We start from the raw sequence: 21,962 nt of genomic DNA on the forward strand, positions 1-21,962 counted from the left end.
CTGCGATGAACGACTTGCAACCGCGCGCCGCGCGGGCGGTCAACGCCAAGGGGGCGTTGTACCTGCAGTTTCGCATCCGGGAGCAACGCTTTGCCCTGAGCGTGCACGAGGTGATCGAGGTGCTGCCGCGCCAGCCGCTCAAACCGATCGCCAAGGCGCCTGCCTGGGTCGCAGGCATCCTTGCACACCGGGGCCTGCTGGTACCGGTGGTCGACCTGGCGGCATTGAGCTTCGGCCAGCCGGCGGCGCAGCGCACCAGTACCCGCCTGGTGCTGGTGCACTACCGAGGCGGCCTGCAGCTTGGCCTGATCCTGGAACAGGCCACCGAAACCCTGCGTTGCCACCCCGACGAGTTCCAGCCGTATGGCGTGGATAGCGGTGAAGCCCCGTACCTGGGGCCGGTGCGTCAGGACGAGCAGGGCTTGTTGCAGCGCATCGAAGTCAACGACCTGCTGCCCGATGCCGTGCACGAGTTGCTGTACGCGGATGATCCGACAGGGATGCCGACATGAACGAACAGCATTTTTTCCGCTTCCTGCGTGAACGCATCGGCCTGGACGTGGAGTCGGTGGGCGCGCCCATGGTCGAGCGTGCGCTGCGCCAGCGCTGCGTGGCCGTGAACGCTGCGGACCTGGATGATTACTGGCTGCACCTGCAGCAGTCGATGGATGAGCAACAGGCGCTGATCGAAGCGGTCATCGTCCCGGAAACCTGGTTCTTCCGTTACCCCGAATCCTTCACCGCCTTGGCCAGCCTGGCGCACAAGCGCTTGGCCGAGCTGGCCGGGGCGCGCCCGCTGCGTTTGCTCAGCCTGCCTTGCTCGACCGGCGAGGAACCCTATTCGCTGGCCATGGCCTTGCTCGATGCCGGTATCGCGCCGGGGGCGTTCATGATCGACGGCATGGACATCAGCCCCAGTTCCGTGGCCAAGGCCGGGCAGGCCGTGTACGGGCGCAATGCCTTCCGTGGCAGCGACCTGGGCTTTCGCGAGCGTTACTTCGATGCCCTCGACGAAGGCCACCTCCTGCATGAGCGGGTGCGCGAGCAAGTCAGCCTGCAGGTGGGCAACGTGCTCGACCCGGCGCTGGCCAGCCGCGATGGACTGTACGACTTCGTGTTCTGCCGTAACCTGCTGATCTATTTCGACGTGCCGACCCAACAACGGGTGTTCGAAGTGCTCAAGCGCTTGTTGCACCCACAGGGTGTGCTGTTCATCGGCCCGGCCGAAGGCAGCTTGCTGGCGCGATTGGGCATGCGCCCGCTGGGGATTGCCCAGTCGTTCGCCTACGTACGCCAGGAGGGTGGCGGCGCTGCGCTGGCTGCGCCCCCGGTCCAGCCCTTGCGGCGCACATCGCCAGCACCGGCCAAGCCAGGCTATCCGTTACCGAGCGCAGCGTCGCCGCGCCCACTGCGGGTGCTGCCCGTGGCTGCCAAGCCAGCGCCGGTGCGCGAACACAAGCGCGAGGAGGCAAGCGAGTTGCTGGCCAGCATTGCCCGGCTTGCCAATGCCGGCGCCAGCGAGCAGGCCCGTGCCGAATGCCAGCGCTACCTGGGCCAGTTCGCGCCTTCGGCGCAGGTTTACTACTGGTTGGGGCTGCTCAGCGATACCGAAGGCGATGCGCAGCAGGCACTGACCCACTATCGCAAAGCCCTGTACCTGGAACCGCAGCACCCCGAGGCGCTGGTGCACCTGGCGGCCTTGCTGGCGGCCCAGGGTGACCTGTCCGGTGCCCGGCGCCTGCAGGAGCGCGCCGCACGGGTTGGTCGGGAGTCTGAACGATGAAGGAATCCGCGATGCAATTGCTCGCCGAGGATGACGCGCACATCGACGACTGCTGGAACCGCATTGGCGTGCACGGCGACAAGCAGTGCCCGCTGCTGGAACGTCACGTTCACTGCCGCAACTGCGAGGTATATGCCGCAGCGGCCACACGCCTGCTCGACCGCTACGCGCTGATGCAGGACCACCAGGCTGCCGTGGCGCCACCGGTCGAGGAAAACACCGGCCGCTCCATGCTGCTGTTCCGCCTGGGCGAAGAGTGGCTGGCGCTGGCCACCGCCTGCCTGGCCGAAATTGCCCCGCTGCAGGCGGTGCATTCGCTGCCGCACCAGCGCTCGCGAGTGTTGCAGGGGGTGGCCAACGTGCGCGGTGCGCTGGTGCCGTGCCTGTCACTGGCCGACCTGCTGGGTGTGCAGGCCAGCGCTGCCGAGCAACGTGGCGGCCGGGCGATGCCACGCATGCTGATCCTGGCCGCGGATGGCGGGCCGGTGGTGATGGCGGTCGAGGAAATCGACGGCATTCACCGGCTCGACCCGCTGCTGCTGGGCAGCGGCCAGGACGCCTCCCACTTCACCGCAGCGGTCCTGCAATGGCGTGGCCGCAGCGTGCGGGTGCTGGACGATCAACACTTACTGTCTGCCGTGCAGCGGAGCCTGTCATGACCCCAGAGCAAATGCGCGACGCATCGTTGCTCGAACTGTTCAGCCTGGAGGCCGAGGCGCAGACCCAGGTGCTCAGCGTCGGCCTGATGGCGCTGGAGCGTAATCCCACGCAGGCCGACCAGCTTGAGGCTTGCATGCGCGCGGCCCACTCGCTGAAGGGCGCGGCGCGGATTGTCGGGGTGGACGCTGGCGTCAGCGTCGCCCACGTCATGGAGGACTGCCTGGTGGCCGCCCAGGAGGGCCGCCTGCGCCTGAGCGCCGAGCATATCGATGCCCTGTTGCAGGGCACCGACCTGTTGATGCGCATCGCCACGCCTGGCGATGCCGGGGCGCAGGCGACCCTGCCGGTGTTCCTTGCGCAAATGGCCAACCTGCTCGACCCGGGGGCGGCAGCCGTGCCCCCCGCGCCACCAGCCGTGCCAGCGCTGCCGGAAGCGCCGGTGCAAACCGTGCAAGCCGAACCTTTGCCGCTGCCTGTCGAACCCTTGGAGCCTGAGCCCGAGCCCGAGCTGGCCCCACGTCGCAAGGCCGGCAAGCGCACCGGCGAAGGTACGGAGCGGGTGCTGCGGGTCACCGCCGACCGCCTCAACAGCCTGCTCGACTTGTCCAGCAAGTCGCTGGTGGAAACCCAGCGGCTCAAGCCTTACCTGGCCACCCTGCAGCGCCTCAAGCGCATGCACGGCCAGGGCATGCAGGCGCTTGATGGCCTGCGCATGCAACTGGAGGACAGTGGCCAGAGCAGCGAGGTGCTCGAAGCCCTGGCACAGACCCAGCGCCTGCTGGCGGAAACCCAGCAGATCCTGCAGCAGCAGGCTGCCGACCTGGACGAGTTCGGCTGGCAGGCCAGCCAGCGCGCACAACTGCTGTACGACACCGCGCTGGCCTGCCGGATGCGGCCGTTTGCCGATGTGCTGACCGGCCAGAGCCGCATGGTGCGCGACCTTGGCCGTTCGCTGGGCAAGCCGGTGCGGCTGCTGGTGGAAGGTGACAAGACCCAGGTCGACCGCGATGTGCTGGAAAAGCTCGAAGCACCGCTGACCCACCTGTTGCGCAATGCGGTCGACCACGGCATCGAGCTGCCCGAGCGGCGCCTGCTGGCGGGCAAGGCGGAGGAGGGGGTTATCCGCCTGCGGGCCTCGCACCAGGCCGGAATGCTCAGCCTGGAACTGATCGACGACGGTGCCGGCATCGACCTCGAGCGCCTGCGCAGCAGCATTGTCGGGCGTGCCCTGTCGCCCGCCGACACGGTGGCGCGGATGAGCGAGGCAGAGTTGCTGACGTTCCTGTTCCTGCCCGGTTTCAGCCTGCGCGACAAAGTCACCGAGGTGTCCGGGCGCGGCGTGGGCCTGGATGCGGTGCAGCACATGATCCGTGAACTGCGCGGTTCTATCGAGCTGACCCAGCTGGCCGGGCAGGGCTGCCGTTTCCACCTGCAGGTGCCACTGACCCTGTCGGTGGTGCGCAGCCTGGTGGTCGAGGTGGGCGGCGAGGCCTATGCCTTCCCGCTCGCTCATATCGAACGCACGCTGGAAGTGAGCGCCGAAGAGATCGTGCAGATCGAGGGGCGCCAGCACTTCTGGCACGAAGGCCGGCACATCGGCCTGGTGGCGGCCAGCCAACTGCTCAACCGCCCGGCCGGGCAATCGCAGGAGAGCAGCCTGCGGGTAGTGGTGATCCGCGAGCGCGAGCAACTGTACGGCGTGGCCGTGGAGCGGCTGGTGGGCGAGCGGGTCCTGGTGGTGATGCCGCTCGACCCACGGCTGGGCAAGGTGCAGGACATTTCTTCCGGCGCCTTGCTCGACGATGGCTCGGTGGTGCTGATCGTCGATGTCGAGGACCTGCTGCGCTCGGTGGAGAAACTGCTCAGCACCGGCAGCCTGGAACGCATCGAGCGCGGCAGCAGCGGCGCCCGTGGCGTGGCGCGCCAGCGCATCCTGGTGGTCGACGATTCGCTGACCGTGCGAGAACTGCAGCGCAAGCTGCTTGGCAACCGTGGCTACGACGTGGCCGTGGCGGTGGATGGCATGGACGGCTGGAACGCCTTGCGTGGCGAGGACTTCGACCTGCTGATCACCGACATCGACATGCCGCGCATGGACGGCATCGAGCTGGTCACCCTGGTGCGCCGCGACCAGCGCCTGCAATCGCTGCCGGTGATGGTGGTGTCCTACAAGGACCGTGAGGAAGACCGACGGCGTGGCCTGGATGCCGGCGCCGACTACTATTTGGCAAAGGCCAGTTTCCATGACGATGCGTTGCTGGATGCTGTGGTTGAGCTGATCGGAGGTGCTCAGGGATGAAGATCGCCATCGTCAACGACATGCCCATGGCCGTGGAGGCGCTGCGCCGGGCGGTCGCCCTGGAGCCGGCGCACGAGGTGGTATGGGTGGCCAGCAATGGCGCCGAGGCGGTGCAGCGCTGCACCGAACAGCAGCCAGACCTGATCCTCATGGACCTGATCATGCCGGTCATGGATGGCGTCGAGGCCACCCGGCGGATCATGGCCGAAACCCCATGCGCCATCGTCATCGTCACGGTTGACCGCAAGCAGAACGTGCACCGGGTGTTCGAGGCCATGGGCTACGGCGCCCTCGACGTGGTAGACACGCCGGCGCTGGGCGCGGGCGATCCCCGTGAAGCGGCGGCGCCACTGCTGCGCAAAATCCTCAATATCGGCTGGCTGATCGGCCAGCAACGTGCGCCTGCCGCCCGCCCGGTGGCCACGCCGCTGCGCGAGGCTTCCCAGCGCCGCGGCCTGGTGGCGATCGGCTCGTCGGCAGGTGGCCCGGCGGCGCTGGAAGTGTTGCTGCAGGGCCTGCCGGCGGCGTTTCCGGCGGCCATCGTGCTGGTCCAGCATGTGGACCAGGTGTTTGCCGCGGGCATGGCCGAATGGCTCAGCAGCGCTGCCGGGCTGCCGGTGCGCCTGGCCCGGGAAGGCGAGCCGCCGCAGCCGGGGCAGGTGTTGCTGGCCGGCACCAATCACCACATCCGCCTGCTACAGAACGGCCAACTGGCCTACACTGCCGAACCTGTCAATGAAATTTACCGGCCCTCGATCGATGTGTTCTTCGAGAGTGTGGCGCGCTATTGGACCGGCGATGCGGTGGGCGTGTTGCTTACCGGCATGGGCCGCGATGGTGCCCAGGGCCTGAAGCTGATGCGCCAGCAGGGCTTCCTGACCATTGCCCAGGACCAGGCCAGCAGTGCGGTGTACGGGATGCCCAAGGCCGCTGCGGCCATCGATGCCGCAGTGGAAATCCGCCCGCTGGAACGCATAGCCGGGCGCTTGATGGAATTTTTCGCAAAATGACGAAGTGTATTGAATCACGCCGCCAGGCCGGCAGTGATCGGGTGAACAGGTATGAATGATTTACCGATCGAAGGTTTCACGACCCCCAACGAGAACTCGGCGATGGTGCTGCTGGTCGACGACCAGGCCATGATCGGCGAGGCGGTGCGGCGTGGCCTGGCCCATGAAGAGAACATCGACTTCCACTTCTGCGCCGACCCGCACCAGGCGGTGGCCCAGGCCGTGCGCATCAAGCCCACGGTGATCCTGCAGGACCTGATCATGCCTGGCCTGGACGGGCTGACCCTGGTGCGTGAATACCGCAACAACCCGGCGACCCAGGATATCCCGATCATCGTCCTGTCGACCAAGGAAGACCCGCTGGTCAAGAGCGCGGCCTTTGCTGCCGGGGCCAACGATTACCTGGTCAAGCTGCCGGACACCATCGAGCTGGTGGCGCGCATCCGCTATCACTCGCGTTCCTACCTTACCCTGTTGCAGCGCGACGAGGCCTACCGCGCCCTGCGCGTCAGCCAGCAGCAACTGCTCGATACCAACCTGATGCTGCAGCGGCTGATGAACTCCGATGGCCTGACCGGGTTGTCCAACCGCCGCCACTTCGACGAGTACCTGGAACTGGAATGGCGCCGGGCCATGCGTGAGCAGCAGCAATTGTCGCTGCTGATGATCGACGTGGACTATTTCAAGGCCTACAACGACAGCTTTGGCCACCTGGCCGGTGACGAGGCCTTGCGCCAGGTGGCCGAGGCGATCCGCGGCTCGTGCTCGCGGCCGACCGACCTGCCGGCGCGCTATGGTGGCGAGGAATTCGTCCTGGTATTGCCCAACACCTCGCCGGGCGGGGCACGCCTGGTGGCCGAGAAGCTGCGCCAGACCGTGCTCGGCCTGGGCATCCCGCACACCGCGCCGGTGCCCGACTCGTATCTGACCGTGAGCATTGGCCTGGCCACCCAGACTCCGTCCATCGGCAGCCATAGCCGGCAACTGATCTCGGCTGCGGACAAAGGCCTGTACCAGGCCAAGAATGGCGGGCGCAACCAGGTTGGTATCGCCTGACAGGGCCTCATCGCCGGCAAGCCAGCTCCCACAGGTACAGCGCATGCCTGAGACCTGCGCTGTACCTGTGGGAGCTGGCTTGCCGGCGATAGGCCGGGGCAGGCGTTCACCTCTTTCTGCCGACACCACTTCTACCGCCCGGCGGGTCTGCCGCCCTGCGGCGGACTCGGTTATACTCGCAGGCTTTTCACCGAATTCGTGCGAGTAGCCAGCCCATGGAAATCCAACCGATCCTGAACACCATCAAGGACCTCACCGAGCGTTCCCAGTCCATTCGGGGGTATCTTTGACTACGATCACAAGCATGACCGCCTGATCGAAGTCAACCGCGAGCTGGAAGACCCCAACGTCTGGAACAAGCCTGAGTACGCCCAGGCCCTGGGCCGCGAGCGTGCCATGCTGGCACAGGTCGTCGAGACCCTGGACAAGCTGTCCGGTGGCCTGGCCGACTGCCAGGACCTGCTCGACATGGCCGTCGAGGAAAATGACGAAGGCGCCGTCGGCGACGTCGTGACCGAACTGGAAGGCCTGGAAGAAAAACTGGCCCAGCTCGAGTTCCGTCGCATGTTCAGCGGCGAGATGGACATGAACAACGCCTACCTGGACATCCAGGCCGGCTCCGGTGGTACCGAGGCGCAGGACTGGGCCAACATCCTGCTGCGCATGTACCTGCGCTGGGCCGACAAGCGTGGTTTCGATGCCACCATCATCGAGCTTTCCGAAGGTGAAGTCGCCGGCATCAAGGGCGCTACCGTGCATATCAAGGGCGAGTACGCCTTCGGCTGGCTGCGCACCGAGATCGGCGTGCACCGCCTGGTACGCAAGAGCCCGTTCGACTCCGGTGCCCGTCGCCACACCTCGTTCTCGGCGGTGTTCGTGTCGCCCGAGATCGACGACAAGGTCGAGATCGAGATCAACCCGGCCGACCTGCGTATCGACACCTACCGTTCCTCCGGTGCCGGTGGTCAGCACGTGAACACCACCGACTCGGCGGTGCGTATTACCCACGTACCGACCAACACCGTGGTGGCTTGCCAGAACGAACGCTCCCAGCACGCCAACAAGGACACCGCCATGAAAATGCTGCGGGCCAAGTTGTACGAGCTGGAAATGCAGAAGCGCAATGCCGCCTCGCAGGCGCTGGAAGACAGCAAGTCGGACATCGGCTGGGGCCACCAGATCCGCTCCTACGTGCTGGATGACTCGCGTATCAAGGACCTGCGTACCGGTGTCGAGCGCAGCGACTGCCAGAAGGTGCTGGACGGCGACCTCGACCAGTACCTGGAAGCGAGCCTCAAGCAGGGGCTGTAAACCGCACACAACCGCCGCGGTACCTGGCCTGGGGCCGGTATCGCGTGCCCTGCCCGAAAGGGGCACCGAACACCTGATGGAAAGAATGACGAAATGAGCGACCTCAAGACCGAAGCGCAAGACCTGCAACAGGAAGAAAACGCCCTGATCGCCCTGCGCAAGGAAAAGCTTGCCGCCGAGCGCGCCAAGGGCAATGCCTTCCCCAATGACTTCCGTCGCGACAGCTACTGCAACGACCTGCAGAAGCAGTATGCGGACAAGACCAAGGAAGAACTGGAAGCTGCAGCGATTCCGGTCAAGGTTGCCGGCCGCATCATGCTCAACCGCGGCTCGTTCATGGTCATTCAGGACATGACCGGCCGTATCCAGGTCTATGTCAACCGCAAGACCCTGCCGGAAGAAACCCTGGCCGCGGTCAAGACCTGGGACCTGGGCGACATCATCAGCGCCGAAGGCACCCTGGCCCGTTCCGGCAAGGGCGACCTGTACGTCGAAATGACCAACGTGCGTCTGCTGACCAAGTCGCTGCGCCCGCTGCCCGACAAGCACCACGGCCTGACCGACACCGAGCAGCGCTACCGCCAGCGTTACGTCGACCTGATGGTCAATGAAGAAACCCGCCACACCTTCCGTGTGCGTTCGCAGGTGATCTCGCACATCCGCAAGTTCCTCATCGAGCGCGACTTCCTCGAAGTCGAGACGCCGATGCTGCAAACCATCCCGGGTGGTGCTGCGGCCAAGCCGTTCGAAACCCACCACAACGCCCTGGACATGGCCATGTTCTTGCGTATCGCGCCGGAGCTGTACCTCAAGCGCCTGGTGGTTGGTGGCTTCGAGAAGGTGTTCGAGATCAACCGCAACTTCCGTAACGAAGGCGTTTCGACTCGTCACAACCCTGAATTCACCATGCTCGAGTTCTACCAGGCCTACGCCGACTACCGCGACAACATGGACCTCACCGAGGAACTGTTCCGCGAGCTGGCGCAGCTGGTACTGGGCACTACCGACGTGCCGTACGGCGACAAGGTGTTCCACTTCGGCGAGCCGTTCGCCCGCCTGTCGGTATTCGACTCGATCCTCAAGTACAACCCGGAGCTGACCGCTGCCGACCTGCAGGACGTCGACCGCGCCCGCGACATCGCCAAAAAGGCCGGTGCCAAGGTGCTGGGCCACGAAGGCCTGGGCAAGCTGCAGGTGATGATTTTCGAAGAGCTGGTCGAGCACAAGCTGGAGCAGCCGCACTTCATTACCGAGTACCCGTTCGAAGTGTCGCCGCTGGCCCGTCGCAACGACGACAACCCGGCTGTTACCGACCGTTTCGAGCTGTTCATCGGTGGCCGCGAGATCGCCAACGCCTACTCCGAGCTCAACGATGCCGAAGACCAGGCCGAGCGCTTCCTGGCCCAGGTGGCCGAGAAGGACGCCGGTGACGACGAAGCCATGCACTACGACGCCGACTTCGTTCGCGCCCTGGAGTACGGCATGCCGCCGACTGCAGGTGAAGGCATCGGCATCGACCGCCTGGTGATGCTGCTGACCAACTCGCCGTCGATCCGCGACGTGATCCTGTTCCCGCACATGCGTCCGCAGGCCTGAGTGAATTGAACGAGCCGCCTTTCGAGGCGGCTTTTTCTTGCCCGTACACTTGAATTGCCTGTACCGGCCCTTTCGCGGCTAAAGCCGCTCCCACAGGGACCCCACTACCCTCAGGCTGGTGCGGTCCCTGTGGGAGCGGCTTTAGCCGCGAAGAGGCCGGCACTGACGAAACACTGTCCATGAGGTACCCTCCGTGACACCCGCAATGCCTCACCAGGGCGCCGCCGGCATCGCCACCGCCGTCGCCGAAAGCGTGCAATACCAAGGCCGCAAGACTGCCCGCCAGGGCAGCGAGCAGCGTCGCCAACTGATCCTCGACGCCGCCATGCGCATTGTCGTGCGCGATGGCGTACGCGGTGTGCGCCATCGCGCCGTCGCCGCCGAGGCCGGTGTGCCACTGTCGGCCACCACCTACTACTTCAAGGACATCGAGGACCTGCTGACCGATACCTTCGCCCAGTACGTCGAACGCAGCGCCGCCTACATGGCCAAGCTGTGGGCCAATACCGAGGTGGTGTTGCGCCAGTTGCTGGCCGAGGGTGACGGCAGCCCGCAGGCGCGGGCACGCCTGGCTGACGAGGTAGCGCGCATGACAGCCGACTACGTGCAGCGGCAACTTCTGAACCGCCGCGACTTCCTGATGGCCGAGCAGGCCTTCCGCCAGGAGGCGCTGCTGTGCCCGCGCCTGGCTCAACTGGTGTGCGCCCATGAACAGATCCTGCTGCATGGCACCCGCCAATTGCTGCAGGTGGTGGGCTCGCAGCAACCGGAACAGGACGCCCAAATGTTGACGGCGATTATCGAGCAGATGGAATATCAGGGCCTGCTCAAGGATGCGAACGCGCAAGCCGATGGGCAGATGCTCGCTATGCTTAGCCGATACCTGCAGCTGGTGCTGGCATCGGCCTGAGCCGAGACCGACTTTTCAAGGAGAACCTGATGAAAGCCTGGCGTGTGGTGTTGTTGACTTTGTCATTCCTGCTGCTGGGCGGTTGTCTGGTGACCTTCCACGAGCCTTTGCCGAGCAACCAGGCGGCGCCCAAGGCCCTGCTCGGCAAGTGGAGCAGCAAGGACGCCTGGGGCGAGCCGCTGAAGCTGGTGATCAGCCGTAGCGGCGGCGATGCCTACAAGGCAGTGGCCACGGCCAAGGGCAAGGCGCCCGAGGAATACGTGTTCACCGTGTCGCGCCACGGTAACCGCTGGTACCTGTCGGCTGGCGTGCCGAAGCGCCTGGGTGGCAACTTCCTGATCGGCGGTTTCGATATCGTCGATGGCAAGGAACTGGTGGTCTACAACCTGGATGTCGAGCAGGTGCAGCAGGCGGTGGACAAGAAGGAGCTGACCGGGCGCAGCACCGAGGTGCCGGAAGACAACGGCGACGGCGTGCTGATCGACAGCCCGTCGGCGCGGGTGCTGGCGTATCTGGACGACCCGGCCAACTCCGACCTGTTCGTTGAAGTGGCGCGGTTCCAGCGCTCCGGCAAATGACCGTGCTGGCTTCTTCGCGGCTAAAGCCGCTCCCACAGGGACCGCATCGGTTTCGAGCCTGATGCAGTACCTGTGGGAGCGGCTTTAGCCGCGAAGAGGCCGGTACAGGTTTCTTGTACTAGAAAGGAGTCCTCGGTGGACGAATACCAGCAAACCATCCGTGCCCTGTCCGACCGCATCGTTGCGGCACAGACCCCGATCCGGGTTCTGGACGCGGTGAAGTGGGACGACAACATCCGCCAGGGTTTCCTCAAGGCCAAGGGCAAGGAGCCGCCGGCCGTCGACCGTGCCTACTACCAGTCGCGCCCGCTGGCGTTCGATTCCAGCGCGGTCAAGGCCGAGTTCCAGGGCATCGAGCGCGACATCATTCGCCAGCTCGGCCAGTTCAACCCGGTCGGGCAGATCATGAAGCGCATGTGCCGCGAATACCGCATGGTGGTGCGCATGCTCGAAGCGCGCGGCACCGAGGATTTCGGGCTGATCTCCCAGGAACTGTACGGCGCTGCCTCGGATGCCTTCCACGCTGGTGATCCGACCCTGGCCGACCTCGGCCTGATGCTGTCGGACTACCTGAACAACATCGATGGCCGTGGCGACCTCAAGGACGAACCGAAGAACCTCACCGCCAAGGAGGCCGTGGAAATCCTCCAGCACCGGCTGAACAAGGTGTTCGGCGAGGCCGAGGAGACCATCCGTGTGTTCGAGTCCGACGGCATCGTCGCCGATGCCGCGGCCGGGGCCGACTACATCAAGGTGCGTGCCGACGCCATGTTCAACTCCCGTGACGTGCGCGCCCTGGAGGTGCACGAAGGGCTGGTGCATGTCGGCACCACGCTAAACGGCCTGAACCAGCCGATCTGTACCTTCCTGGCCAAGGGCCCGCCCTCGTCGACGGTCACCCAGGAAGGCCTGGCCATCCTCATGGAGGTGATCGCCTTCGCCTCCTACCCCAGCCGCCTGCGCAAGCTCACCAATCGGACCCGCGCCATCCACATGGTCGAGGAGGGTGCCGATTTCATGCAGATCTACAACTTCTTCCGCGAGCAGGGGTTCGAGATGGCGCAGAGCTACAGCAACGCCAGCCGGGTGTTCCGTGGGTCGGTGCCCAATGGCCTGCCATTTACCAAGGACTTGTCCTACCTCAAAGGCTTCATCATGGTTTACAACTACATTCAGTTGGCCGTGAAGAAGGGCAAGCTCGAACAGATCCCGTTGCTGTTCTGCGGCAAGACCACCCTGGAAGACATGCGTACCCTGCGACAGCTGGTCGAGGAAGGCCTGGTCGAGCCGCCCAAGTACCTGCCTGAGCAATTCCGCGACCTCAACGCGCTGTCGGCCTGGATGTGCTTCTCCAACTTCCTCAACCACCTGAGCCTGGACCGCATTGAAGCCGATTACGCGAACATTCTCTGAATGCTGCCGCCTGCTGGCCCTGGGTTTGATCCTGCTGGGCCTGGGCGGTTGCAGCAGCCTGCTGTTCTATCCCGAGCGCGGCCAGCCGTTCACGCCCGAGCGGGCCAAGCTCGAGTACCGCGATGTCACCTTGACCACTGCTGATGGCATCCGCCTGCACGGCTGGTGGTTGCCGGCCAAGGCCGGGGTCGAGGTCAAGGGCACGGTGCTGCACCTGCATGGCAATGGCGGCAACTTGCCTGGGCACCTGGGCGGCAGCTACTGGCTGCCGGAGCAGGGCTACCAGGTGTTGATGGTCGATTACCGCGGCTATGGCCTGTCCCAGGGCGAGCCGAGCCTGCCCGAGGTGTACCAGGACATCGCCGCGGCCATGGCCTGGCTGGAGCAGGCTCCCGAGGTCAAGGGCAAGCCACTGGTACTGCTGGGGCAGAGCCTTGGCGGGGCCATGGCCATTCACTACCTGGCGGCCCACCCGGAGCAGCGCCAGCGTTTCAGTGCCCTGGTGTTCGACGGTGTGCCGGCCAGTTACCGTGCGGTCGGGCGCTTTGCCCTCAGCACTTCCTGGATGACCTGGCCGCTGCAGGTGCCGCTGTCGTGGCTGGTGCCGGACGGTGACAGCGCGATCCGCTCGATCGAGCAGCTGAGCAGCCCGCCCAAGCTGTTCTTCCACAGCATCGACGACACCCTGGTGCCGATGGACAACGGCATCCGCCTGTACCAGCACGCGCCAGCGCCGCGGGTGCTGCAACTGACCCGTGGTGGCCATGTGCAGACCTTCGCCGACCCGACCTGGCGCCAGGTGATGCTGCGTTTCCTCGACGACCCCAGCCATTTCAACGGCCTGCGGCGGCTGGCCGAAGTACCCAATTACCCTGACGAGAAGAACAAGCAATGAGTGAAGAACGCAACGCCATCCCGCTGATCCTGACCGGTGTCGGCAGCATCATCGTGACGGTGGGGGCCTTGTGGTACTACGGTTACCTGCATTTCGCCAAGCCCGAGGATGCCCTGTTGCTGCAGGACTTCACCATGCTCAAGACCATCCCCGGCGAGGACTACAAGGTCTCGCTGGACCCGGCGCCACAAGTGGCCCAGTGCGTCGATGGCGTGCTGGTGCTGTTCGATACCCAGCAGAAAGGCCTGACCGGCGTGCTGGTGGACAACCGCAAGCGCGCGGTGCGTTGCATGGGCGAGGAAACCCCGCAGCAGGTGCAGTGAGCCATTATCTCTGCTGCCTGTGCTGGCCCTTTCGCGGCTAAAGCCGCTCCTACAGGGACCGCGCCAGTCCCTGTGGGAGCGGCTTTAGCCGCGAAGAGGCCGGAACAGGCAAAAGAAAGCCCCGCTTCGATCGCGGGGCTTGTCAGTTCAGCTAGCCAGCCTTACTGCTGTACCTGGCTCACCGAGCGCGGCGCCACCGGCTGGTTGTCGTTGGAGATGGTCACCTCCACCCGACGGTTCTGCGCACGCCCCGAATTGCTCGAGTTGTCCGCTACCGGGTACTCCTTGCCATAGCCCTGGGCGACGATGCGCGCCGGGTCGACGCCGGCACGTACCAGTGCCATGCGCACGCTGTTGGCGCGGCGCTCCGACAGGCCCTGGTTGTAGTTGGCCGAGCCGACGCTGTCGGTGTAACCCTCGACGATCACCTTGCGTTCCGGGTTTTCCTGGAGGAACTGCGCCAGCTTGGTGACGTTCGGGTAGGCGTTGCTCTTGAGTTCGGCCTTGTTGAAGTCGAACAGCACGTCACCGAAGGTGACCAGCGTGCCGCGGTCGGTCTGCTTGGCGTTGAGGCTGTCCTGCAGCTTGGCGATCTGTGCGTCGCGGGCGTCCAGCTTGGCCTGGGCGCGCTGGGCCGAGGCGTTCTTCAGTTCGCCTTCGGCGGTGCGCAGGGCGATGGTCTGCTTGGCCACTTCGACGCGCTGGTTGGTCAGGTAGGCCAACTGGTCGACCTTCTTCTCGTCTTCACGGTCCATGTAGGCCTTGTCGGCCTTGTTCAGCCAGTCCTGGGCGTCCTTGGTCTCCAGCGCGGCAACCTTGCTCGATTGCGGGTCGCTCTGCAGCGAGGAGAAGTTGGTGCGGGCCGATTCGAGGTTGGCGTTAGGGTCGTGCGAGCAGGCAGCAAGGCCGACGCTCAGGGCCAGCAGGGCGGGAATCATGACGTAGTTGCGCATAGTGTTCATCCTTTGATCGTGTGCGAAGGCCGAGGTAGGCGGGGCAGGGCTCACTGAGCGCTGCGCAGGCCTTCCTCACGTACGTCCTGAACGCCCTGGCGGGCATCCTGCACGGCCTTCTGGGCCTTGGCCGCCTGGGCCTTGCGTTCGGCGAGGCGGGCGTCCCACTCGGCCTGTTCGGCCAGGCGCCTGGCGTCGTCGTACTTCTTGTCATGCATGGCGATCTCGGCCTGCTTGAACTTGTCCTGTGCCGCTTTCATTTCTACGGCGGCGAACTCGGTGCCGCCAGCGCTGACGGCGGAGTTCACGGCGGACTGGGTGACTGCATACTGCTCGGTAGGCGGGTTGCCCGCACAGCCGGCCAGGACCAGGCTGCTGCCCAGGGCCAGCGCTGCCAGCTTGAACCCGCGCACATGAGTGGATGAGGGTTTGTAGATGCGGGTGTTCTTGGTGGTCAGTTCCATTGGATCACTCCTGTTTACGACGTTGTCCGTAGCAGTCCATCGCTCGTTCCCTGACACGTGCACGCGCTTCAGCTCAACGGTGCACAACGGCAGGTGTGCAGGGTTTTAGCGTGATGGCTATTGGCTGTGACTGACGCGTTTTTCGGATAGTTCAGAAAAAATCATCCTGAGCGGATAACTATTTCTGACTAATCGGTCAGTGCGATTCGCCCGGAACTTTCGCGGGGCGTAGCGGTATTCCGGGCCTTTGCCAGGCCCGGAGCGGGGGCGGCGGGTTACTTCTCGCTGTCGGCTGCCGGGTTGCTCAGGGCGTGCAGATGCTGTCGCGAAAGTGACAGAAAGCGCGGAGTAGGACCGATGTCCTCGTACAGCGGGTCGCCCTCCTCGTCGGTGGCAATGACCTGGCGGCCTTGCACATAGGGGAAGCTGGCTTCCAGCTCCTCGAGGGCTGCCGCGACCAGCTCACCGAGCAGTTCCTCGGCGGTGCGCTTGGGGTACATGTCGATCAGCGCGGCCAGGCGCGCTTCGGACTCAAGGTCCAGATGCAGGACATGGCCCGTGGGGCTGAGGGTACCGGCGGCATTCTGTTCCCAGTGCTGGGCGAGTTCACGGATTTTCATGCTGACCTCTGTTGACGCCTGAAAGGGCTGCAATGCATGGGAGTGTCGTGCTTTCACTTTAGTTTGCTTTGGCCGATCACGGCTTGCCATCGGCGCCTGGCTGTGGGCACTCTTGGGGCGAATACCGTGCACCCCTGTGGGAGCGGGTTCACCCGCGAACACCGGCGCAGCCGGTGCCAGGCACCGCGCTGGATGCTTCGCGGGTGAACCCGCTCCCACAGGGGCTCGCGTAAGGGCTGAAAAAGGGATGCAATGCGCCAGAGCCGCGCCGGAGAGAGGGCCAATGACCGATATCGATGTGCGTTTGCGTGAAGATGTCCATGTGTTGGGTGAGCTGCTCGGCGACACCATTCGCCAGCAGCATGGTGAGGCGTTCCTGCAGAAGATCGAGGACATCCGCCACAGTGCCAAGGCCGACCGCCGCGTTGCCGGCGAGCAACTGAGCTCGACCCTGGCGGACCTGGCCGATGAAGACTTGCTACCCGTGGCCAGGGCCTTCAACCAGTTCCTCAACCTGGCCAACATGGCCGAGCAGTACCAGTTGATCCGCCGCCGCGACGCCGACCAGCCCGAGCCGTTCGAGGCCCGGGTGCTGCCCGAGCTGCTGGCGCGCCTGAAGCAGGCCGGGCACAGCAATGATGCCCTGGCCCGGCAATTGGCCAAGCTCGACATCCAGCTGGTGCTCACCGCTCACCCCACCGAGGTGGCCCGCCGCACCCTGATCCAGAAGTACGACGCCATCGCCGGCCAACTGGCAGCCCAGGACCACCGCGACCTGACTCCGGGCGAACGCCAGCAGGTGCGCGAGCGCCTGCGCCGGCTGATTGCCGAGGCCTGGCACACCGAAGAAATCCGCCGCACCCGACCGACGCCGGTGGACGAAGCCAAGTGGGGCTTCGCGGTGATCGAGCATTCGCTGTGGCACGCCATCCCCAGCCACTTGCGCAAGGTCGACAAGGCCCTGCTGGAGGCTACCGGCCTGCGCCTGCCGCTGGAGGCGGCGCCGATCCGCTTCGCCTCGTGGATGGGCGGTGACCGTGATGGCAACCCCAACGTGACCGCAGCGGTCACCCGCGAAGTCCTGCTGCTGGCGCGCTGGATGGCTGCCGACCTGTTCCTGCGCGACATCGATGCGCTGGCGTCAGAGTTGTCCATGCAGCAGGCCGACGATGCCCTGCGCGAGCGGGTCGGCGACAGTGCCGAACCCTACCGCTCCCTGCTCAAGCAACTGCGCGATCGCCTGCGGGCGACGCGCGCCTGGGCGCATTCGGCATTGACCAGCAGCCAGCCGGCCAGTGCCGAGGTGCTGGTGGACAACCGCGACCTGATCGCGCCGCTGGAGCTGTGCTACCAGTCACTGCACGCCTGCGGCATGGGTGTGATCGCCGAAGGCCCGTTGCTCGACTGCCTGCGCCGCGCCGTGACCTTCGGCCTGTTCCTGGGCCGCCTGGACGTGCGCCAGGACGCCGCCCGCCACCGTGATGCGTTGAGCGAGATTACCGACTACCTGGGCCTGGGGCGCTATGCCGACTGGGATGAAGAGCAGCGCATCGAGTTCCTCCAGGCCGAGCTGAAAAACCGCCGGCCACTGCTGCCCGCGCACTTCAAGCCACAGGCCGATACCGCCGAGGTACTGGCCACCTGCCGGGAAATTGCTGCCGCACCGGCCGCCTCGCTGGGCTCTTACGTCATCTCCATGGCCGGTGCTGCCTCGGATGTGCTGGCGGTGCAGCTGCTGCTGAAGGAGGCCGGCCTGACTCGGCCCATGCGCGTGGTGCCGCTGTTCGAGACCCTGGCCGACCTCGACAATGCCGGCCCGGTGATGCAGCGCCTGCTCGGCCTGCCAGGCTACCGCGCCAACCTGCGCGGCCCGCAGGAAGTGATGATCGGCTATTCCGACTCGGCCAAGGATGCCGGTACCACGGCAGCGGCCTGGGCGCAGTACCGGGCCCAGGAAAACCTGGTGCGTATCTGCGCCGAGCACCAGGTCGAGTTGCTGCTGTTCCACGGCCGTGGCGGCACGGTAGGCCGCGGCGGCGGCCCGGCCCACGCGGCGATCCTGTCGCAGCCACCGGGTTCGGTGGCGGGGCGCTTCCGTACCACCGAGCAGGGCGAGATGATCCGCTTCAAGTTCGGCTTGCCGGGCATCGCCGAGCAGAACCTGAACCTGTACCTGGCCGCCGTGCTCGAAGCCACCTTGTTGCCACCGCCACCACCGCAGCCAGCCTGGCGCGAGGTGATGGACCAGCTGGCCGCCGATGGCGTCAAGGCCTACCGCGGCGTGGTGCGGGAGAACCCCGATTTCGTCGAGTACTTCCGCCAGTCCACCCCGGAGCAGGAACTGGGGCGCCTGCCGCTGGGCAGCCGCCCGGCCAAGCGCCGCGCCGGTGGCATCGAAAGCCTGCGGGCCATTCCGTGGATCTTCGGCTGGACCCAGACTCGCCTGATGCTGCCGGCCTGGCTTGGCTGGGAAACGGCATTGAACAATGCCCTGGCCCGTGGCCAGGGTGAACTGCTGGCGCAGATGCGCGAGCAATGGCCGTTCTTCCGCACCCGCATCGACATGCTCGAGATGGTGCTGGCCAAAGCCGACGCGCAGATCGCCGAGGCCTACGACGAACGTCTAGTGCAACCGCACCTGCTGCCTTTGGGTGCGCACCTGCGCGACCTATTGTCGCAGTCGTGCCAGGTGGTACTGGGCCTTACCGGGCAGCCGGTGCTACTGGCGCACAGCCCCGAGACGCTGGAATTCATCAGCCTGCGCAATACCTACCTGGACCCGTTGCACCGCCTGCAGGCCGAGTTGCTGGCCCGCTCGCGCAGCCGCGAAGCCGCTCTGGACAGCCCGTTGGAGCAGGCCTTGCTGGTGACTGTGGCGGGTATTGCAGCCGGCCTGCGCAACACCGGCTGAGGGTAGGCCCGGGGCGCACAGGGCAGGTGCCGTGCGGGGGATGCAAGTGGGCGAAGAGGGTGGTTGCGCCGGGCGCAACCGCCTGCCAGGCCAGCCGTAGGTGGCGCATTCCTGCAACTTTGGGACGCTTGTCTGGCTGCCGGGCGCTGTGTATCTTGAGCAGCCTTCTGACCGATTTATGGTCATACCCGATTTTCCGGACTTGGCCCTGGTCGCCGAATCCATTGAATTTCATAAAAAAATTTGAGGAGCACGAGATGCGCGTAATTCTGCTGGGAGCTCCCGGGGCCGGTAAAGGTACTCAGGCAAAGTTCATCACCGAAAAGTTCGGTATCCCCCAGATTTCCACCGGTGACATGCTGCGTGCCGCCGTCAAGGCCGGTACCCCGCTGGGCCTGGAACTGAAGAAAGTCATGGATGCCGGCCAGCTGGTCTCCGACGAGTTGATCATCAGCCTGGTCAAGGAGCGCATCGCCCAGCCTGATTGCGCCAAGGGCTGCCTGTTCGACGGCTTCCCACGTACCATCCCGCAAGCCGAAGCCATGGTCGCTGCCGGTGTCGACATCGACGCCGTGGTGGAAATCGCCGTGGACGACGAGGAAATCGTCGGCCGCATGGCTGGCCGCCGCGTGCACCTGGCCTCGGGCCGCACCTACCACATTCAGTACAACCCGCCGAAAGTGGAAGGCAAGGACGACGAGACGGGTGAAGACCTGATCCAGCGTGATGACGACAAGGAAGAAACCGTTCGCCATCGCCTGTCGGTCTACCACAGCCAGACCAAGCCGCTGGTGGACTTCTACCAGAAGCTGTCCGCCGCCAATGCCGGCAAGCCGAAGTACAGCCACATCGAAGGCGTCGGCTCGGTCGAAGCCATCACCGCCAAGGTCCTGGCAGCCCTGAGCTGATCCAGCGCCTGACGCACCTCGACAACGGCCCGCTTGCGGGCCGTTGTCGTTTGTGGGTCGCGGCCCCTGTGGGAGCGGCCTTGCGTCGCGAAAGGGCTGCGGAGCAGCCCCGGCAATCTTCGCGGCGAAGCTGAAAATGTGGGGCCGCTGCGCGCCCCATCGCGACACAAGGCCGCTCCCACAGAGACCGCGTCAAGGGGCCGTACAGCTGCCCCTTCGGGACACAACGCCGCCGCTGCTCTATACTGCCGCTCTTTTCCCCCTAGTACCTGGATACCCGTTCGATGACCACCCTCCTGGCCCTGGATACCGCCACCGAAGCCTGTTCCGTCGCACTGCTGCATGACGGCAAGGTAACCAGCCATTACGAGGTGATCCCGCGCATGCATGCCCAGAAGCTGCTGCCGATGATCAAGCAGCTGCTGGCCGAGTCCGGCGTGGCGCTGAATGCGCTGGATGCCATCGCCTTTGGCCGTGGACCGGGCGCGTTCACCGGCGTGCGCATCGCCATCGGTGTGGTCCAGGGCCTGGCCTTCGCCCTGGAGCGCCCGGTTTTGCCGGTGTCCAACCTGGCCGCACTGGCCCAGGGCGCGCTGCGCGAGCACGGCGTGCAGCAAGTGGCGGCCGCCATCGATGCGCGCATGGATGAAGTGTATTGGGGCTGCTATCAGGCCACCGAGGGCGAAATGCGCCTGGTCGGCCAGGAGGCAGTGCTGTCGCCCGAGCAGGTGGCGCTGCCGGCGGGCAGCGCTGGCGAGTGGTTCGGTGCCGGTACCGGTTGGGGCTATGCCGAGCGCCTGGCGGTGCAGGTGGCAGCCAGCAATGCCAGTGCCTTGCCCAACGCCCTGGACATCCTCAGCCTGGCCAGCTTTGCCTGGGCACGCGGTGAGGCGATCGTTGCCGAACAGGCACAACCGGTCTACCTGCGCGATAATGTAGCGACACCCAAGAAGCGCTGAGTGTTGTTCGTCGGTTATCGCCGATGACACTAAAACCTTTTGCGCGATCTGTGGTCTAGTTATCACTCGAGCATTAGCGATGGAACCCTGATGCTGCTAAATTGCCATCATTGGTTCTGAGTGCTCATGCCATGCGTATCGACGGCTTCTCATCGCAGTCCTACCCGATCAAGCGCACCCCACGCAAGGCAGCGGTGCGTGACGAGGCCATCGATGATGCCGAGGTGATCGAGGAGGTCGAAACCGCCCCTCAGGAAGCCACCGCCCGCCGTCGCAGCGGTGGCCTGCCAGCCCGCCAGCAGGACATGATCTTCCCCCGCGCCCGTGACCGCCGCACCGCTACCGCATTGGCCAGCTACCTGAGCACCGCCGGTTTTACCGACTGGGACATGGAAGTGCTGGGGCTCGACCTGTACATTTAGTGGATGAGTCCATCACCACTGCCTTATTTTCTCGGTTGCCCGTCATGGAGCGAAAACGCCTGGCGCGACTACCTGTATCCCGCCGATGCCAACAGCAGTGAAATGCTCGGCTACTACAGCCAGGTGTTCAACGCTGTCGAGGGCAATACCACTTTCTACGCACGTCCCGCACCCGGCACCATTGCGCGCTGGGGGCAGATCATGCCCGAACACTTCCGCTTCACTGCCAAGTTCCCCCGGGACATCAGCCATGAAGGCGACCTGCGCGATCAGCTGGAGCCGGCCTTTGACTTCACCCGCCTGATGGCCCCGCTGGGCCAGCGCGTAGCGCCGTACTGGCTGCAGTTGCCGGCCCAGTTCAGCCCGGCACGGCTGGGCGAGCTTTGCCACTTCCTTGACGAAGTCGGAGTGCCGGTGGCTGTGGAGGTGCGCAACCAGGCCTTCTTCGCCAAGGGTGAAGAAGAGCGGTTGCTCAACCGCCTGCTGCATGAGCGTGGCGTGGAGCGTATCTGCCTCGACCCGCGTGCCTTGTTCAGCTGCACCTCCCGTGATCCCGCCGTGCTGCATGCGCAGGCCAAGAAGCCCAAGGTACCGCCACGCCCGGCAGCCTTCAGCCAGCACCCGCAGGTGCGCTTCATCGGCCACCCGCAGTTGGAGGCCAACGAGGCCTTTCTTACCCCCTGGGTGGACAAGGCCGCCGCCTGGATCGAGGAAGGCCGCAACCCCTACATCTTCCTGCACACCTCGGACAACCGCCTGGCAGCGGCGTTGGCCCAGCGCTTTCACCAACGCCTGATGCAGCGCCTGCCGGGCCTTGCCGCGTTGCCGGAATTGCCGCGCACCCCCGAGGTCGAACAACTGGGGCTACTCTGACCTTTCCCTGACTGCCGG

The 21,962-nt window shown here is 65.3% G+C and carries 21 protein-coding genes; 18 read left to right on the forward strand and 3 right to left on the reverse strand.

Annotated elements, in window-relative coordinates:
• Positions 1–5: 5 nt before the first annotated feature.
• The 13 genes from RYH74_RS04805 (at position 6) to RYH74_RS04865 (ending at position 13,834) form a co-directional block, all read left to right on the forward strand.
• On the forward strand, positions 6–512 hold the full coding sequence (locus tag RYH74_RS04805; protein WP_025337931.1) for a chemotaxis protein CheW: 507 nt from the start codon (positions 6–8) through the stop codon (positions 510–512).
• Positions 509–1,783, forward strand: a complete 1,275-nt coding sequence (locus RYH74_RS04810) for a CheR family methyltransferase (RefSeq protein WP_075043957.1) — start codon at positions 509–511, stop codon at positions 1,781–1,783. The genes RYH74_RS04805 and RYH74_RS04810 overlap by 4 nt, the downstream gene beginning before the upstream one ends.
• Positions 1,780–2,442 (forward strand): chemotaxis protein CheW, encoded by a 663-nt coding sequence (locus tag RYH74_RS04815; protein WP_084785060.1) that lies wholly within the window; start codon positions 1,780–1,782, stop codon positions 2,440–2,442. Before RYH74_RS04810 ends, RYH74_RS04815 begins: the two co-directional genes overlap by 4 nt.
• Entirely contained in the window at positions 2,439–4,742 is a 2,304-nt protein-coding gene (locus tag RYH74_RS04820; protein ID WP_286101147.1) for a hybrid sensor histidine kinase/response regulator, read from the forward strand. Before RYH74_RS04815 ends, RYH74_RS04820 begins: the two co-directional genes overlap by 4 nt.
• Positions 4,739–5,752, forward strand: a complete 1,014-nt coding sequence (wspF, locus tag RYH74_RS04825; RefSeq protein WP_075043960.1) for a Wsp signal transduction system protein-glutamate methylesterase WspF — start codon at positions 4,739–4,741, stop codon at positions 5,750–5,752. The genes RYH74_RS04820 and wspF overlap by 4 nt, the downstream gene beginning before the upstream one ends.
• Positions 5,753–5,803: 51 nt before the next feature.
• Complete coding sequence (wspR, locus tag RYH74_RS04830) at positions 5,804–6,808, forward strand: Wsp signal transduction system regulator diguanylate cyclase WspR (RefSeq protein WP_025337936.1); 1,005 nt, start codon at positions 5,804–5,806, stop codon at positions 6,806–6,808.
• Between the two features lie 215 nt (positions 6,809–7,023).
• A protein-coding gene (gene prfB, locus RYH74_RS04835; RefSeq protein ID WP_108480361.1) for a peptide chain release factor 2 occupies positions 7,024–8,119 on the forward strand; the annotation gives its coding sequence in 2 pieces (ribosomal slippage) (positions 7,024–7,095 and positions 7,097–8,119; 1,095 coding nt in all).
• Positions 8,120–8,212: 93 nt separating this feature from the next.
• Positions 8,213–9,715: a lysine--tRNA ligase gene (gene lysS / locus RYH74_RS04840; RefSeq protein ID WP_013971217.1), complete on the forward strand. Its 1,503-nt coding sequence runs from the start codon at positions 8,213–8,215 to the stop codon at positions 9,713–9,715.
• A 205-nt stretch (positions 9,716–9,920) separates the two neighbouring features.
• Positions 9,921–10,625, forward strand: a complete 705-nt coding sequence (locus RYH74_RS04845; RefSeq protein ID WP_025337938.1) for a TetR/AcrR family transcriptional regulator — start codon at positions 9,921–9,923, stop codon at positions 10,623–10,625.
• Between the two features lie 29 nt (positions 10,626–10,654).
• Entirely contained in the window at positions 10,655–11,203 is a 549-nt protein-coding gene (locus RYH74_RS04850) for a hypothetical protein (RefSeq protein ID WP_003258915.1), read from the forward strand.
• A 135-nt stretch (positions 11,204–11,338) separates the two neighbouring features.
• Complete coding sequence (locus tag RYH74_RS04855; protein ID WP_013971219.1) at positions 11,339–12,616, forward strand: flavohemoglobin expression-modulating QEGLA motif protein; 1,278 nt, start codon at positions 11,339–11,341, stop codon at positions 12,614–12,616.
• Complete coding sequence (locus RYH74_RS04860; RefSeq protein ID WP_317409033.1) at positions 12,588–13,511, forward strand: alpha/beta hydrolase; 924 nt, start codon at positions 12,588–12,590, stop codon at positions 13,509–13,511. Before RYH74_RS04855 ends, RYH74_RS04860 begins: the two co-directional genes overlap by 29 nt.
• Complete coding sequence (locus RYH74_RS04865; RefSeq protein ID WP_003252219.1) at positions 13,508–13,834, forward strand: hypothetical protein; 327 nt, start codon at positions 13,508–13,510, stop codon at positions 13,832–13,834. The genes RYH74_RS04860 and RYH74_RS04865 overlap by 4 nt, the downstream gene beginning before the upstream one ends.
• A gap of 161 nt (positions 13,835–13,995) precedes the next feature.
• Here RYH74_RS04865 and RYH74_RS04870 read toward each other — a convergent pair whose 3' ends face one another.
• The 3 genes from RYH74_RS04870 to RYH74_RS04880 all read right to left on the reverse strand — a co-directional run bounded on the left by RYH74_RS04870 (position 13,996) and on the right by RYH74_RS04880 (position 15,871).
• Positions 13,996–14,787 (reverse strand): OmpA family protein, encoded by a 792-nt coding sequence (locus tag RYH74_RS04870; RefSeq protein ID WP_025337942.1) that lies wholly within the window; start codon positions 14,785–14,787, stop codon positions 13,996–13,998.
• Between the two features lie 50 nt (positions 14,788–14,837).
• Positions 14,838–15,251, reverse strand: a complete 414-nt coding sequence (locus RYH74_RS04875) for a DUF4398 domain-containing protein (RefSeq protein ID WP_003258911.1) — start codon at positions 15,249–15,251, stop codon at positions 14,838–14,840.
• Between the two features lie 275 nt (positions 15,252–15,526).
• A complete protein-coding gene (locus tag RYH74_RS04880; protein WP_013971223.1) occupies positions 15,527–15,871 on the reverse strand; it encodes a type 1 pili tip component in 345 nt (114 codons plus the stop codon).
• A 283-nt stretch (positions 15,872–16,154) separates the two neighbouring features.
• On the opposite strand from RYH74_RS04880, the gene ppc reads away from it, so the two are divergent.
• The 5 genes from ppc to RYH74_RS04905 all read left to right on the forward strand — a co-directional run bounded on the left by ppc (position 16,155) and on the right by RYH74_RS04905 (position 21,944).
• Complete coding sequence (ppc, locus tag RYH74_RS04885; RefSeq protein ID WP_286101151.1) at positions 16,155–18,782, forward strand: phosphoenolpyruvate carboxylase; 2,628 nt, start codon at positions 16,155–16,157, stop codon at positions 18,780–18,782.
• 257 nt (positions 18,783–19,039) lie between these two features.
• Positions 19,040–19,690, forward strand: coding sequence for an adenylate kinase (adk, locus tag RYH74_RS04890; RefSeq protein ID WP_003259830.1), 651 nt, complete (start codon positions 19,040–19,042; stop codon positions 19,688–19,690).
• Between the two features lie 284 nt (positions 19,691–19,974).
• Positions 19,975–20,649, forward strand: a complete 675-nt coding sequence (gene tsaB / locus RYH74_RS04895) for a tRNA (adenosine(37)-N6)-threonylcarbamoyltransferase complex dimerization subunit type 1 TsaB (protein WP_075043965.1) — start codon at positions 19,975–19,977, stop codon at positions 20,647–20,649.
• A 131-nt stretch (positions 20,650–20,780) separates the two neighbouring features.
• The gene (locus RYH74_RS04900) at positions 20,781–21,071 is read left to right on the forward strand and encodes a hypothetical protein (RefSeq protein WP_025337946.1); all 291 of its coding nucleotides are present in this window, start codon (positions 20,781–20,783) and stop codon (positions 21,069–21,071) included.
• Positions 21,072–21,074: 3 nt separating this feature from the next.
• Positions 21,075–21,944: a DUF72 domain-containing protein gene (locus RYH74_RS04905; protein WP_317409034.1), complete on the forward strand. Its 870-nt coding sequence runs from the start codon at positions 21,075–21,077 to the stop codon at positions 21,942–21,944.
• The last annotated feature ends 18 nt before the right edge of the window (positions 21,945–21,962 follow it).

This window comes from Pseudomonas sp. LSJ-87 (assembly GCF_032971465.1).
Classification (GTDB): Bacteria; Pseudomonadota; Gammaproteobacteria; order Pseudomonadales; family Pseudomonadaceae; genus Aquipseudomonas; species Aquipseudomonas putida_Z.